Annotated in this window: 14 protein-coding genes, 2 tRNA genes and 1 pseudogene; 8 read left to right on the forward strand and 9 right to left on the reverse strand. The window is 61.5% G+C overall.

The features are described from left to right. Nucleotides 1–97: 97 nt before the first annotated feature. The 3 genes from FGU64_RS03395 to FGU64_RS03410 all read right to left on the reverse strand — a co-directional run bounded on the left by FGU64_RS03395 (nt 98) and on the right by FGU64_RS03410 (nt 1,502). Nucleotides 98–682 (reverse strand): DUF4145 domain-containing protein, encoded by a 585-nt coding sequence (locus tag FGU64_RS03395; protein WP_139950884.1) that lies wholly within the window; start codon nt 680–682, stop codon nt 98–100. Between the two features lie 260 nt (nt 683–942). Beyond that, the gene (locus FGU64_RS03405; protein ID WP_139950886.1) at nt 943–1,302 is read right to left on the reverse strand and encodes a hypothetical protein; all 360 of its coding nucleotides are present in this window, start codon (nt 1,300–1,302) and stop codon (nt 943–945) included. Beyond that, entirely contained in the window at nt 1,299–1,502 is a 204-nt protein-coding gene (locus FGU64_RS03410; RefSeq protein WP_139950887.1) for a hypothetical protein, read from the reverse strand. Before FGU64_RS03410 ends, FGU64_RS03405 begins: the two co-directional genes overlap by 4 nt. A gap of 165 nt (nt 1,503–1,667) precedes the next feature. Between FGU64_RS03410 and FGU64_RS03415 the strand changes: the two genes are divergently transcribed. Next, nucleotides 1,668–1,934 (forward strand): hypothetical protein, encoded by a 267-nt coding sequence (locus FGU64_RS03415; protein ID WP_139950888.1) that lies wholly within the window; start codon nt 1,668–1,670, stop codon nt 1,932–1,934. A 404-nt stretch (nt 1,935–2,338) separates the two neighbouring features. Here the strand turns inward: FGU64_RS03415 and FGU64_RS03420 are convergent, their stop codons facing one another. Next, entirely contained in the window at nt 2,339–2,989 is a 651-nt protein-coding gene (locus tag FGU64_RS03420) for an SOS response-associated peptidase (protein ID WP_139950889.1), read from the reverse strand. Nucleotides 2,990–3,009: 20 nt separating this feature from the next. On the opposite strand from FGU64_RS03420, the gene FGU64_RS03425 reads away from it, so the two are divergent. After that, nucleotides 3,010–4,139, forward strand: a protein-coding gene (locus FGU64_RS03425) for an IS3 family transposase (protein WP_139950890.1) whose coding sequence is annotated in 2 segments (ribosomal slippage) — nt 3,010–3,253 and nt 3,253–4,139 — 1,131 coding nt in all. Because the reading frame shifts where the segments join, the coding sequence is not laid out codon by codon here. Nucleotides 4,140–4,172: 33 nt separating this feature from the next. On the opposite strand, the pseudogene FGU64_RS23480 reads toward FGU64_RS03425, so the two are convergent. Beyond that, nucleotides 4,173–4,274, reverse strand: a pseudogene (locus FGU64_RS23480) (SOS response-associated peptidase); the annotation flags it as partial. A gap of 159 nt (nt 4,275–4,433) precedes the next feature. Between FGU64_RS23480 and FGU64_RS03435 the strand changes: the two are divergent. Further along, nucleotides 4,434–5,581 (forward strand): IS3 family transposase gene (locus FGU64_RS03435; protein WP_139950891.1). Its coding sequence is split into 2 segments (ribosomal slippage): nt 4,434–4,680 and nt 4,680–5,581, totalling 1,149 coding nucleotides; the frame shifts between segments, so codons are not numbered across the junction. Here FGU64_RS03435 and FGU64_RS03440 read toward each other — a convergent pair. From FGU64_RS03440 to FGU64_RS03450, 3 genes are all read right to left on the reverse strand, one after another. Beyond that, nucleotides 5,568–6,092, reverse strand: coding sequence for an AbiV family abortive infection protein (locus FGU64_RS03440; RefSeq protein ID WP_139950892.1), 525 nt, complete (start codon nt 6,090–6,092; stop codon nt 5,568–5,570). The genes FGU64_RS03435 and FGU64_RS03440 overlap by 14 nt on opposite strands. A 54-nt stretch (nt 6,093–6,146) precedes the next feature. Next, nucleotides 6,147–7,526: a tyrosine-type recombinase/integrase gene (locus tag FGU64_RS03445; protein WP_139950893.1), complete on the reverse strand. Its 1,380-nt coding sequence runs from the start codon at nt 7,524–7,526 to the stop codon at nt 6,147–6,149. Between the two features lie 91 nt (nt 7,527–7,617). Continuing rightward, nucleotides 7,618–7,692, reverse strand: a tRNA-Asn gene (locus tag FGU64_RS03450). 191 nt (nt 7,693–7,883) lie between these two features. Here FGU64_RS03450 and FGU64_RS03455 point away from each other — a divergent pair. The 5 genes from FGU64_RS03455 (at nt 7,884) to FGU64_RS03475 (ending at nt 11,606) form a co-directional block, all read left to right on the forward strand. Continuing rightward, nucleotides 7,884–8,150 carry a PGPGW domain-containing protein gene (locus FGU64_RS03455; protein ID WP_136353867.1) on the forward strand — a complete coding sequence of 89 codons (267 nt, stop codon included), beginning with the start codon at nt 7,884–7,886 and terminating at the stop codon, nt 8,148–8,150. 137 nt (nt 8,151–8,287) lie between these two features. Beyond that, a tRNA-Cys gene (locus FGU64_RS03460) sits at nt 8,288–8,361 on the forward strand. Between the two features lie 85 nt (nt 8,362–8,446). Then, nucleotides 8,447–9,115 carry a protein-L-isoaspartate O-methyltransferase gene (locus FGU64_RS03465; protein ID WP_136353865.1) on the forward strand — a complete coding sequence of 223 codons (669 nt, stop codon included), beginning with the start codon at nt 8,447–8,449 and terminating at the stop codon, nt 9,113–9,115. A gap of 173 nt (nt 9,116–9,288) precedes the next feature. After that, nucleotides 9,289–10,668: a TolC family outer membrane protein gene (locus tag FGU64_RS03470; RefSeq protein WP_139950894.1), complete on the forward strand. Its 1,380-nt coding sequence runs from the start codon at nt 9,289–9,291 to the stop codon at nt 10,666–10,668. Nucleotides 10,669–10,859: 191 nt separating this feature from the next. Beyond that, on the forward strand, nt 10,860–11,606 hold the full coding sequence (locus FGU64_RS03475; RefSeq protein ID WP_139950895.1) for a PopZ family protein: 747 nt from the start codon (nt 10,860–10,862) through the stop codon (nt 11,604–11,606). 46 nt (nt 11,607–11,652) lie between these two features. Here FGU64_RS03475 and FGU64_RS03480 read toward each other — a convergent pair whose 3' ends face one another. Beyond that, a complete protein-coding gene (locus FGU64_RS03480) occupies nt 11,653–12,465 on the reverse strand; it encodes a DUF72 domain-containing protein (RefSeq protein ID WP_139950896.1) in 813 nt (270 codons plus the stop codon). Between the last annotated feature and the right edge of the window lie 157 nt (nt 12,466–12,622).

The raw sequence follows: 12,622 nt of genomic DNA on the forward strand, positions 1-12,622 counted from the left end.
GGTGGATTGAAGGGGAACGCGAGGGGGTACCGGGGGAATAGGCGCGTTCCTATAATCAGATGGGGCGCTCAGAAATTGTTGCCCAAAATTCCGGCTCTCAGGACGAAGGGACCGGGTCAGAGGGCACACGGTTCGGGAACTCAAAGATGAATTTCAGAAGCATTTCGCTAAAGGAGACAAGCTCCTTAGCGTCTGCCTCAGACATTGGCAGTATCTCATGGGTTGCCTCGTTACCCTTCTTACGGATGTGGTCCACCCAGCCCTTTCCGTTCGGCGGAACAAATCCACTGTCGGCTAGGTGTTGGACATATGCGATGAAGGATTGCCCCGCAGGGGCTCCCTGACTGACTGCGATGTTCATGAGGAGCTTGCGGGAGGCGAGGACCGACGCTGTATATGCGCCTATACCGACGCAGGACCGGGCCTCGTTGTAGAGGTCGTAGACTTCCTTTGGCACATGGTCGACCGAGTTACCCGGCTTGGGGCTCGGGATGTGTAACCCATATTCCGTTACGTAAGTGGGGCTGTCGCAATTCGGGCAAATCTGGATGTAACGTCGATTACCCTTCCCCAACAGCTCTTCAGCAAAATAGCCTCTATCTGCCGCCACCCGCTCGTCACAGAAGCCACAGCGGTAGCCCGATGGTGAGATGCCGTTGACGTTACTCCACTGCCACTTCATTCCTATTTCCCCCGATCAGGCGCGATCTTATGGGCCCCGATCTTCCTTCGCCAGCCCCATAAGCCGCCTATGGTGCCACCCTCGGCCATACCCGAAGCTCACCCCAGCGACCGCCAAGGCCAACTCCTGTTCCAGCCCAGCGTTCACCTCCAAGGCCACTCTCAACGCCTCCCTGAGGTCACCGCCATGTGCAGCGATGATCTCCTCCAGGGGATCGGTAGGGGCTTCCACGGCCTGCTCCGGGGTGCTGCTGGTGACGCTCATGACGGAAACAGGTCATCCTGTCCGGGATCGGTAGGCGGATCATAGAAGCCGGGGGAACGCCGCTTAGCAAACTCCTCCTCGAATGCTTCCCGGTCCCGCGTGTGGAACGCCATGACCAGCGGCAAGAGGCGTCCAAAGAAGGTGTCCCGTTCGGTGTCGTCGAGGTCGTCAAGCGTGTGATCCCGTAGCTTGTGCGCCACGTCATCCTCAGGCCTGGGCAGATTGAACCGGCCTTCCTCCACGAACTCGACAATGGTCGTCCGCGCCACCTCGTAGAAGTCCGGGCCGCCCTCGTCGTCAACATCGCGAGGATGCCAGTCATTGGCAGGGACCAGGGCAGCAATCACGGCGCTCATGGTGGTCCCCTCCGCATGGCCTGCCGGGGATACTTCAGCTCCCCCGAGAGGGTGTCCAAGCGCTCCTGAAGGTGCCCGTTGAGGACCATCTGTTCCTTCAGGGCCTTCATGGCGTCACCACCATGCAACCGCACGAAGTCACTTGCGGCGGCCTGTAGGATTGCCTCTTCGCGGGCGTCGAGGGTGACAATGCGATCCATGTCGCTGCCTCCTGTTGTCGGGAGGCGACATGAGAACAAATTGAGAACAAAATGTCAAGATCGGGATTGACGTTCTCAGGCATCTATTCCTATTCGTAGGCTATGCCCGAACCCTATTGGCCCAAGCGGAAAGGCCCGCCATACCGACTGTCCGACGCTGAGGGGGTGGCGCGATACGCCCTGATCCAGTGCCGCTATTGCAAGCTCAGGCGCTATGTCCCGCTAGAGGATTTGCGCCGCCTGTTCGGCAACATCGAGTGTGACGCGGTGATCTATGAACGGAACTGGCGATGCACCAAATGCGGCACTCCCGGTTGCCTGGAAATGAGCATCGAGAACCCGCCGGCAGGAAAGGGGGAATTCGTCATCCGCCGCCTGCATGACATCAAGGTCAAGAGTTGGCCGGTCTGGAAAGATGAGCGGGGAGGGTGATCTAGCGCCGGTTCCGCCGTCTGTATGGCTGGACGGGTCGCGATGGTCCGCGCTTGGGACCCCAGCGTTCCCACGCCAGGGCGGCCAAGATCACGATGCCAGCCGTACCGACCACGCCAAGCAGCGCAGGGATGCCCCAGCCTTGTCGACCGCGCCAGCCCCGGCGGCCATAGCGTCCATACCGGATACCATCGCCATCATAGTCGTGCGAGTAGTGATGCTTCCGCGCATGGGCCGGCCCAGAGGCGGCCACCAGGAAAGCCCCGATGGTGACGCCTAGAAGTGCCCTGCGGTTGGCCGGGAGGTTGTGTCCCAAATCCGCCAATACCTGCCCCTTTCACGGAGTAGCATAGCGGCGCGGCGGTAAGGATCAGTTGCTGGGAAAGCTCGAAATTGATCGATCCTCAGAACAAAGACCCCTGGGCCGCTGGCGGGGTGACAACCTGGGGGAACTTAATCTGTGTCGCCGGCTTGTCGACCACCACCAAGTAGTCATCCGGTGCCGTCCGCTGGAGCGCCTTCGCCTCAGACCATGGGGCTGTCATCCAAGTTTCCATGTCGGCTTCCGTGGTGAGGATCACGGGCATGGCCTTCTCATGGATCGGCGCTACCACCGCATTCGGTTTCCAGGTGAGGAACCCATATAGCTCATGATCGGCTGGCCCGTCCTTCACCTTTCGGACCCCGTGCCAAGGCGTCCACAGGCCGGCAAAGAGGAACAGCGATCGGTCGGGGCGGGCAAACCAGAAGTTCCGTTGGATGCCTGTCTCGGGGTCCTTGTCGCCAGTCGTCGGGCTGGGCTCGGCAAAACTGCTGACAGGGACCAAGCAGCGGTTCTCAACGCCGACATACTGCTGCCAATGGCGATACTCGGGGTGCCGGATATTGGTGTTACCGTAGTCGGCCTTACCGGTCACCCGCTCGGGAGGCGTGGGCATTCCCCAGGTCAGATTGACAAGCTCCCGCTGCCCATCGGGGGCGTTGCGGACCACCGGGGCGGGGCGATTGGGGTAGACTGAATAGCCCCTAGATTTGTGGACGCCTTCTTCCCTAATTTTGAGGCAAGGAGGCCGTGATGGGGACTGGCAATTTCAGTGACGAGTTCAAGCGTGATGCGGTCGCGCAGATCACCGAGCGGGGCTACCCCGTTGCGGAGGTATCGAAGCGGCTCGGCGTCAGCCAGCACTCGCTCTACGCGTGGCGCAGGAAGTTCTCGAAGCCATCCGGTTCGACTGATGGCGATCAGGCGGCGGAGATCCGTCGGCTGAAGAAGGAACTGGCACGCGTCACCGAGGAACGCGACATCTTAAAAAAAGCCACCGCGTATTTCGCCAAGGATGCAAGGTGAGATACGCGTTCGTTGCCGAGCATCGCCAGCAGTTCAAGGTGCGGGCGATGTGCTGCTGCCTGCGCATCCGACCCAGCGGCTTCTATGCATGGCTGAAGAGCCCGTTGAGCAGACGGGCTCGGGAAGACGCACGTCAGACTGATCTGATCAGAAAGGCCTGGAAGGAGAGTGGCAGGGTCTATGGTTATCGCAAGCTGCACGACGACCTCCTCGATCAGGGAGAGACCAGTTGTGTCAATCGCATCGCCCGTCTCGCGAAGCTGGCCGGGATCAAGGCACAGATCGGCTACAAGCGCCGGCCCGGTTCCCATGGCGGCAAGCCATCAGTCGTGGTCGACAACACCTTGGCTCGACAGTTCGATGTCGATTCGCCGGACAAGGCGTGGGTGACAGACATCACCTATATCCGGACCCAGGAGGGCTTTGCCTATCTGGCCGTGGTGATCGACTTGTTCTCGCGCCGCGTCATCGGTTGGTCATTGCAGAGCCGCCAGACCACCGACGTCGTTCTGCAGGCGTTGCTGATGGCCGTGTGGCGTCGAAAGCCGAAGAGCAAGGTCCTGGTCCACTCGGATCAGGGCTCGCAGTTCACCAGCATGGACTGGGCAGCCTTCCTGAAGCACCACAATCTCGAGCACTCGATGAGCCGTCGCGGAAACTGCCATGACAACGCCGTGGCCGAAAGCTTCTTCAATCTCCTCAAGCGCGAGAGGATACGGCGCAGGACCTACCGAACACGCGAAGAGGCAAGGCAGGACGTGTTCGACTACATCGAAATGTTCTACAACGCGAAGCGCAAGCACGTCAGAAACGGGATGCTGTCACCCGTCGAGTTCGAAAGGCAGCAGGAAATGTAACCCGAGGGCGTCCACGAAACTCGGGGCTATTCAGACGTCAATGGACGGTTCAAGGTTGCCCGAGAGGTCGCGTAGGGTGCGCGTGAGGGCCCGTATGGCTTCCTGAGAGGTGGTGAGGTTGTAGAGATTGCACATGCTGGTAGCATGGCACAGAGAGGGCTCTGTCGGAAGCTACGAGGTCCCGCGATGCTCCTCCAGGTACACAATCCCACTCGCAAAGGCTTCGGCCTCGGTGGCCTGCTGCCGGTTTCGTGGACACCGAGATAAGGTGTTTAACGGAACTGGAGAGTTGGAATGCAGAGAAGGAAGTTCAGCCGCGAGTTCAAACTTGAGGCAGTGAGACTGGTGAAGGAACGGGGCGTCGCGGTGACCCAGGCGGCTCGTGACCTTGATCTCCATGAGAATGTGCTGCGCAAATGGATTCGCGAGACAAGCGTTGATCCGCGACACGCCTTTCCCGGCCATGGTCAGATGAAGCTGGAGCAGCTCGAGATCGATCGGCTGCGCAAGGAAGTGGCCAAGCTGAAGGCGGAGCGCGACATCTTAAAAAAGGCCGCAGCCTACTTCGCGAGGGAAGCGATATGAGGTTCGCTTTCATTGCGAAGCACCGGAGCATCTGGCCGGTGGCATGGCTATGCGACGCTCTGGATGTGTCCCGTTCGGGCTTCCATGCCTGGCTCAACCGCACCCCCAGCACGCGCTCCCGGCACGACGAGGTGCTGGTGACGGCGATCGATCGCAGCTTCAAGAGCAGCGACCGAACCTATGGCGCTCGCCGCGTCTGGCATGACGTGCTGGCCGAGGGTCTCTCCTGCGGCTTGCATCGCATCGAGCGGCTCATGCGTCAGAACGGGCTGCGTGCCCGGCCGCGGCGTCGTGGGCTACCGAAAGACACCGGCGAGCGAGCCGCAATGTCGGACAATATCCTCGACCGCGCTTTCGAGGCCTCGGCCCCGAACCAGAAGTGGATCGCCGACTTCACCTACATCTGGACCGCCGAAGGATGGCTCTACGTTGCCGCCGTGGTCGACCTATTCTCCCGGCGTGTCGTCGGTTGGGCGATGAAGGCGGAGATGACGGCCCAGCTTGTCACCGACGCTCTCATCATGGCGATCTGGCGCAGAGGCAAGCCGGACAGTCTGCTGCATCACAGCGACCAGGGCAGCCAATATACGAGCGAACAGTTCCAGCGCCTGATGGCCGATCACGGCATCACCTGCTCGATGAGCCGGTCGGGCAACGTCTGGGACAATGCTGCGATGGAGAGCTTCTTCTCGTCGCTGAAAACCGAGCGGACAGCACGCAAGGTTTACAGGACGAGGGATGACGCCAGGGCGGATGTGTTCGATTACATCGAGCGCTTCTACAATCCCCGGCGACGGCACTCGACATTGGGATATATGAGCCCGGTCGAGTTCGAAGAGAAAGCTATGTTAGCTTAACCTCGTGTCCGAAAAACCGGCAGCAGGCCACGGATAGCCATTTAGCGGCAAGCTCCCGGAACTGGTCAGGGCCGAGGCGCTCGTGGCCGACGTCGATATAGAAGCCGGCCTGCTTTAACCGATCCATTTCGCCGTTGTTCGCATCCCTATGAAAGTCTAACACGCCAGTTAGCGATAGTATCCGCCATACCTTCTCAAAATCGTCAGTCGTTGGCTCAAAGGCCGGGTCCAGCCACTGTTCGGGTCGCGTGATCTTCTTGACGGCTTCGGTGGCAGCGATCATCTGTCGGACAAGAAGTGACAACGCGGCGCGCTGCTGCTTCTTTGGGTGCTTGCGCATCTCCGAAACAGGGATGCTTTGCCCCTTCGACAGCAAGAGATACTTGCCCGCCTCCTCAATCGAGAGGATTGAAAGGGAGAGGGAAGTCTCAAATCGTCCGTTATCGAACAGGAGGCGCGCATCTTCGGCGAGTTGGAATGACTTGTTGGCAACAATTGATAGATCGGACATAGCCGCCCAAACCCTGAAACAGGCAGAAGGTCGGTTGTACCGATGGAGGAGGAGCTATTGCAATCCCAGCGCCTTCTCCAGGGCTCGCTTGCCGACCTCCAGCAGCACCATAAGGTCACCGCCGTAGTCCTCCCCAACGCTACCCGAGGAGTGCCCTAGAACAATGTCTTGGTCGGTCTTGCTCACCCCTCCAAGGCGCATCCGGTCCTTCATCAGGTGCCGCAAGGAATGCGTGGTGACCTTCGGGTCCTTCACACAGGCCCGGACATGCTTGCCAAGAGCGGCCGAAGCTGACCCGGCACCATCCTTCCGGCCATAGGCAGGGAACAGCATCGCTTGACCCTTGGCCGCCTCCAGTGCCTCCTTAGCCGCTTCCAGCGCGTCCCCGATCAGTGGCACGTTGCGCCGAGACACCTTATTCTTAATGCGCCTGTCGTCGTGCCACTCAACCACGACGTGCGGAATAGCATGGTCAATCTGGACATCGGCAACACGCAGCCCGGCGACTTCGGCAAGGCGGCACCCGGTCCCCTCCAATATCCGCCATACGTTCCGAAGGTCGGGGCGCGCCAGTAGCGTCATCCTTGCGTTCACGGCCGCCAATTCCTCGGGAGTGAACGGCCGGCGTAGGCTCCTATCCGGCGCGGCCTTATCCTTGGTGACAGCCTCAAGCTTGGCGAATGGGTTCAGCAGGCCAGTAAGGTCGAACTCTCGCACGGCGTGATCGAAGGCCGAGCGCACGATATTCAAATAGCGATCCACAGACGACGCAGCGAGGCCAGTGGCCAGCATGTGGTCCAGCACCTCCCGGGCGTCCGCGCGCTTCAACCCGCGCAAAGTCCGGTCGCGGCCCAGCGCGTCCTTGACCAGCCCGAAGATGCGCGCGACCTGCTTCTGCTTCTTGTCGTCGTCCTTGACCTTGTCTTTCTCGTATTGCTTCCGCGCATCTGCCAAGGTCGGCTCGGGGCGCTGCTGGCGGGCACCGTAGGCGAGGGCTTCTAGGACCGCACGGTCCCTCGTGCCGATCCCAACCGGATAGCCATCCTCGTCCAGCGGATACTTGGCGGCGATGCCTTCGGCTATGACATCGCGGGCAATCCGTTCGGGATCATGGTCCCCGTCACCACCGACCCATTCCGGGTCCAGTAGCAACTCGCGAATTGCCTTCTGACCAAGCTGGAATTGATCGACGGCTGTCAGGGGGCCGTGCTGGAGCGGGGAGGGGGCCTTGGCGCGCTTCGTCGCTTCTGCCAGCATCTTCTCGGCCTGGGCATGAACCTTAGGCCAATTCCTCAGCGCCTCAGCTTCGGTGCTGCCGAGCGGCTTGAGTATCTCGCGCGCGCCCAAGATCGCCCGAAGCGCCTCGGGGACTTTGCGCCGGTATCTCCATCCGGCTTTGCCGCGTTTCTGAATGTGCTGCACGTCAATCTTCATTCCAGTGTACCCCGCAGTGTATCTCGCGGTGTATCTCTGGGGAAGCGGAAACCCTTGCAGAGCTTGGTTTCTAAGGCTTTCTGGTAGAAAGTGGCTCCCCGGGCCGGATTCGAACCAGCGACCAACCGGTTAACAGCCGGTTGCTCTACCACTGAGCTACCGGGGAACGGAGGCTCGTCGTGCGGGGCAGCCTATAGCAAACCCATTTCGGCTTTGCAAAGCGACAATCCGCATTTTTTTGCAAAGCTTAGCGCTTTTATCCGACAAGCGGCTCGGGCATAAATTTCCGAGCCGAGCTTGCAGTGGCGCAACCGCTGCCCACATTGAGCCTCCATGAAACCGGATAGATCGTCCGACATGAGTGCAGATATCGAAACGGACGCCATTCCGGCGCGCAAGATCGCCGTTTTCGGCCGCGAATTCACCATGCCGCGTTCGCGCGGCCTGCGCATCGCCATCGGCGTCGTGCTGGTTATCCTCGGCATCTTCGGCTTCCTGCCGATCCTCGGCTTCTGGATGATTCCGCTCGGCCTGCTCGTGCTGTCCTACGAATTCGCCATGGTGCGCCGCTGGCGCAGGCGCGTGGTCGTATGGTGGGAACGGCGCCGGCGCCCGCGCGAGTAGGCGCGGAATTGGGTGAGGTAAGAGAATCTTCGCCTTTCCTACGCCTTTCAGGGGAATGTTTCAGTCAGCGGGTTTGCGTTCTTGACTGGCATTGCGGCCCAACCTATTGAGTTCGCCGGAAACGCCGGGAGCGATGAGGCCTCGTGGCGGAGTGGTTACGCAGAGGACTGCAAATCCTTGCACCCCGGTTCGATTCCGGGCGAGGCCTCCAAACGCCCCCGGAATTCCGCGCTTGCCGCAGCGATGCGGCATGTGCGTATGATGCGGAAAGATTCGGGGCGCGCGCGGACTGAACCATGAAGGCTGATTTTTCCGAACGTCGCGCCAAGATGGTGGACGGCCAGATCCGCACCGTCGATGTGACCAATGCCGCTCTGCTGGAAGCGCTGCTGACCGTGCCGCGCGAGGCTTTCATAGGCACCGCCAATCCCGATCTCGCCTATATCGACGAGGATTTACGCATCGCCGACGGTCCGGACGGCGCGCGCTACCTGATGGAACCCGGCCCGCTTGCCCGCCTGATCCAGCTTGCCAACGTCGGCCCCCAGGACAATGTGCTCGATGTCGGCGCAGCAACCGGCTACGCCTCGGCGCTCCTGTCGAAGCTCGCGCGCTCGGTCGTGGCGCTGGAAAGTGATTCGGCTCTGGCCGCACAGGCTGCCGAAATCCTTGCGGCACAGGGGTGCGACAATGTCACCGTCGTCACCGGGCCGTTGCGCGAAGGCCATTCCGCCAACGCTCCTTACGACGCGATCGTCTTCGGCGGCAGCGTCGAAGAAGTCCCCCAGGCACTGCTGGACCAGCTCGCGGAAAACGGGCGCCTGGTTGCCGTCGAAGGACATGGCAACGCCGGAATCGCCCGTCTGTTTTTGAAGACTACTGGCGTGGCGACCGGGCGACGTGCATTTAATGCGGCAATAAAGCCACTACCCGGTTTTGAACGTATTCGCGTTTTCGAGTTCTGAGTGATTTTGCCTTGCAGCCGACGCGTTGTCATGTTGGCTAAAGCATAATGATCGTTGCTGAGGCGGTTCTCTTCTCGAGCGGGGCTGCGCAGCAGGAACCGTAGACGCGACATTGGCCCGCCGTTGCGAAGCCGAGGTCGCGTGGTTCCCATGAAACGAATGAGGGACAAGCCGTGCCGTCTGTAACCAAGAGTCTCGCTGCCGTCCTGCTTGTTTCAGCAAGCCTGTTTCCTGCCTTGCCGGCATCCGCGGAAACCATCCTCGGGGCGCTCGCCAAGGCCTATCAGAACAATTCGCAGCTCAACTCAGCCCGCGCCGGTGTTCGCATCACCGACGAGGGCGTCGCCATCGCCAAGTCCGGCTACCGCCCCACCGTCGCCGGTTCGGCCAGCATCGATTATTCCAACACAAGAACCGCCGGACAGACGGTGCGCCTGGGAACAGCCAATTTCGGCATCCAGCTCAACCAGACGCTGTTCGACGGCTTCCAGACCCGTAACAACGTCGCCGCCGCCGAGGCGAAGGTGCAGGCCTCGAACGAAAGCCTGCGCAACACCGAGCAGAACATCCTTCTCGCCGCCGCGACCGCCTATATGGACGTCATCCGCGACCGGCAGATCGCCGCGCTGACGGAGCAGAACCTGAAGGCCCTGACCGAGCAGGTGCGCGCCGCGCGCTCGCGGCTGGAAGTGGGCGAGGGCACGCGCACCGACGTCGCCCAGGCCGATGCGTCACGTTCGGCCGCCGTCGCCAAGGCGAGTGCGGCGCGCGCACAGGCTCTGGCAAGTGCTGCCGCCTACCATCAGCTCGTCGGCGAAGATCCGGGCAAGCTGAAAGCCGCGTCGCCGCTCGCCAGGCTGCTGCCCAGGAGCCTCGAATCGGCGATCGGCATCGCCGCCGCCGAGCATCCGGCGATCCTTGCCAACGAACATCTGGTCGATGCGGCGTCGTTCTCGGTGAAGTCTTCCGAGGGCGCTCTGCTGCCGCAGGTCACCGCCTCTGCCGGCGTCTCGCAGCTTTATCGCGACCAGTCTCCCATCGGAGGAACTCCCAACGGCGATTCCACCTCCGCCAGCATAGGCGCCACGCTGACGATCCCGATCTATACCGGCGGCCGCGGCGATGCGCAGGTGCGCCAGGCCAAGGAAACGCTCGGCCAGGCTCGCATTGAGGTCGATGTCAGCCGCGACCAGGTCCGCAACGCTGTCGCTTCCGCCTGGACCCAGTACACGGCCGCCCGCGAGGGCGTCGACGCCAACCGCGCACTGGTGTCGGCCGCGCAGCTCGCGCTCAACGGCGTCATCGAGGAGCGCAATGTCGGCCAGCGCACGACGCTGGATGTCCTGAACGCCCAGAACGACGTCATCACCGCCCGGATCAACCTGGCGACGTCCGAGCATGACGTCGTGGTGGCGAGCTACTTCATCCTCAACGCCGTCGGCCATCTGACGACGGAGCGGCTCGGCCTGCAGGTGGCCAAGTACCACCCCGAGGAGCACTACAACGCCGTCAAGGACAAGTGGTTCGGCCTGCGCACGCCTGACGGCCGCTGACAACCGCGACGAGCAGCGGGCCCTGCGTGACACCAAAGGCACCCAACCTGCTAATCTGTTGAAATCCGAAGCCCGCCGAGATTGGGGATTCTCGGTCGGCGATCCGTCGAGTACGCTTACCGAAATGATTCGAGTCGGCCACCGGCCGGGCCGAAATCGGCAATACGGTCACAAGGGCGGCGGATGTGACGATGGCGACGGCAAGCAGCGTACAGCGCGAACCTTCCATGGAAGAGATTCTGGCTTCCATCCGAAGGATCATCGAAGACAGCGATTCTGGCCGTAAGCAGGCCGACGAAGCGATTGAAGCCATCCATGAGCGGGCCGAGGACGAAGTGGTCGCGCCCGTGGTCGAAGCCTTTCGTGCCGAATTGCATGAAACGCACGCCGAAGCTGGAGTGACCGCACATACCGTCGCGCAGGCCGGGCTTTCGGCCGCCAATTCGGCGGAGTCGACGCCACGTCCAGCTATTACGCTGGCCGAAGTAGGCGCCCGCATAGCCGCCGAGCAGGCGGAAACCCCGAAGGAAACCACCAGTGCCGATGCGATCACGGCGGACTGGCAGCGTGACATCGCGGTCGCCGGCAACTCTTCGCCGAGCGCAGACCGACAGACACCCGTAGAGTTCGACACGAACGAGACCGTGGACGAGCAGGTTTCACCCGAGGTCGCGCAGCAGGTCTCACCGCCGCAGGTGGCGGCAACAGACGAGACACCGGCGAGATCTGCACTCGTTTCGGAACAGACCAGCCGGCAGGTCGCTGCCGCCTTCGGCGAATTGTCCGAGGCTTTCGCTTCGCGCAGCCGCAAGAGTTTCGACGAGATGGCCGAAGAAATGCTACGGCCGATGCTTCAGGACTGGCTGGACAATAACCTGCCTACGCTGGTCGAGCGGCTGGTGCGCGAAGAGATCGAGCGCGTCGCCCGCGGCAGCTGAAGCCGCCGGTTATCGGGGCAGGGGCTCAACCCTGCCCACCATTTCATTACCTGTCCGGATTCACCCGCTTCATCAGCGCCTGAGCGCCAAAAGGCGCTCGAACCTTGCCTTCGGTGATGAAGTAGACGAACACGTCGCGCGGTTTTTCCGGCGCCGTGGTGTCGGTGTCCGCCTTCGGCAGGTCGGCGGGTTCCTTGCCTGCCGCCCAGCTTTTCACCCTGTCTGCCCACTGGTCGAGTCGTGCCGGTTCATAGCAATCCGGGTTGTCGTCCTTGCCGGTCTGCAGACGGGCATAGACGAAATCGCCGGTGACGTCGGCGATGGCGGGATAGGCCGCATGGTCGGCATAGACGATCGCGGCTCCGTACTTTCGGGCAAGCTTCGGAAACGCGGGCGTCACGAAGCTGTCGTGGCGGACTTCCAGTGCATGCCGCAACGCCACGCCGTCCTGCTTCTGCGGCAGCAGCTTCAGAAAGGCTTCGAAATCGTCGGGGTCGAAGCGCTTGGTCGGTGCGAACTGCCACAGGATCGGGCCGAGTTTCTCGCCGAGCGCCGCAACGCCGGAGTCCAGGAAGCGCATCATCGATTCGCCGGCCTCGCCAAGCACGCGCCGGTTGGTGACGAAGCGGTTGCCTTTGAGTGAAAAAACGAACCCGTCCGGAGACTCGTTCGCCCATTTGACAAAGGTCGGCTCCTTGAAGCTGGAATAATAGGTACCGTTGACTTCAATGGTCGGCACCTGCCGGGAGGCATAGTTCAGCTGCTTCGCTTTCGGCAATTTGTCGGGATAGAAGGAGGTTTCCCACGGCTCGAAGGTCCAGCCGCCCATGCCGGCGCGGATCGTTCCGTTTTTGCCCATCGAATTCGTCCTTCTGCCGTCAATCCTCGACTTCGTTTGAAGTCACAATGCGCCCCGCGTGGCCGCAGCAAAATCCCGTAGCCGTCCATAGAAACCACGACAGGCTCCGCGTCACCATCCGAAAACATTTTTCGTCGTGATGCTCCTGCCAATTCTG

Source organism: Mesorhizobium sp. 8 (assembly GCF_006351905.1).
Lineage (GTDB): Bacteria > Pseudomonadota > Alphaproteobacteria > Rhizobiales > Rhizobiaceae > Mesorhizobium > Mesorhizobium composti.

Excerpts from the sequence above, each read along its gene's own strand:
- FGU64_RS03410 (WP_139950887.1), bottom strand. The coding sequence starts at position 1,502 with ATGGATCGCATTGTCACCCTCGACGCCCGCGAAGAGGCAATCCTACAG.
- FGU64_RS03480 (WP_139950896.1), bottom strand. The coding sequence starts at position 12,465 with ATGGGCAAAAACGGAACGATCCGCGCCGGCATGGGCGGCTGGACCTTC.
- FGU64_RS03465 (WP_136353865.1), top strand. The coding sequence starts at position 8,447 with ATGAAGGCTGATTTTTCCGAACGTCGCGCCAAGATGGTGGACGGCCAG.
- FGU64_RS03395 (WP_139950884.1), bottom strand. The coding sequence starts at position 682 with ATGAAGTGGCAGTGGAGTAACGTCAACGGCATCTCACCATCGGGCTAC.
- FGU64_RS03445 (WP_139950893.1), bottom strand. The coding sequence starts at position 7,526 with ATGAAGATTGACGTGCAGCACATTCAGAAACGCGGCAAAGCCGGATGG.
- FGU64_RS03455 (WP_136353867.1), top strand. The coding sequence starts at position 7,884 with ATGAGTGCAGATATCGAAACGGACGCCATTCCGGCGCGCAAGATCGCC.
- FGU64_RS03405 (WP_139950886.1), bottom strand. The coding sequence starts at position 1,302 with ATGAGCGCCGTGATTGCTGCCCTGGTCCCTGCCAATGACTGGCATCCT.
- FGU64_RS03440 (WP_139950892.1), bottom strand. The coding sequence starts at position 6,092 with ATGTCCGATCTATCAATTGTTGCCAACAAGTCATTCCAACTCGCCGAA.
- FGU64_RS03475 (WP_139950895.1), top strand. The coding sequence starts at position 10,860 with ATGGCGACGGCAAGCAGCGTACAGCGCGAACCTTCCATGGAAGAGATT.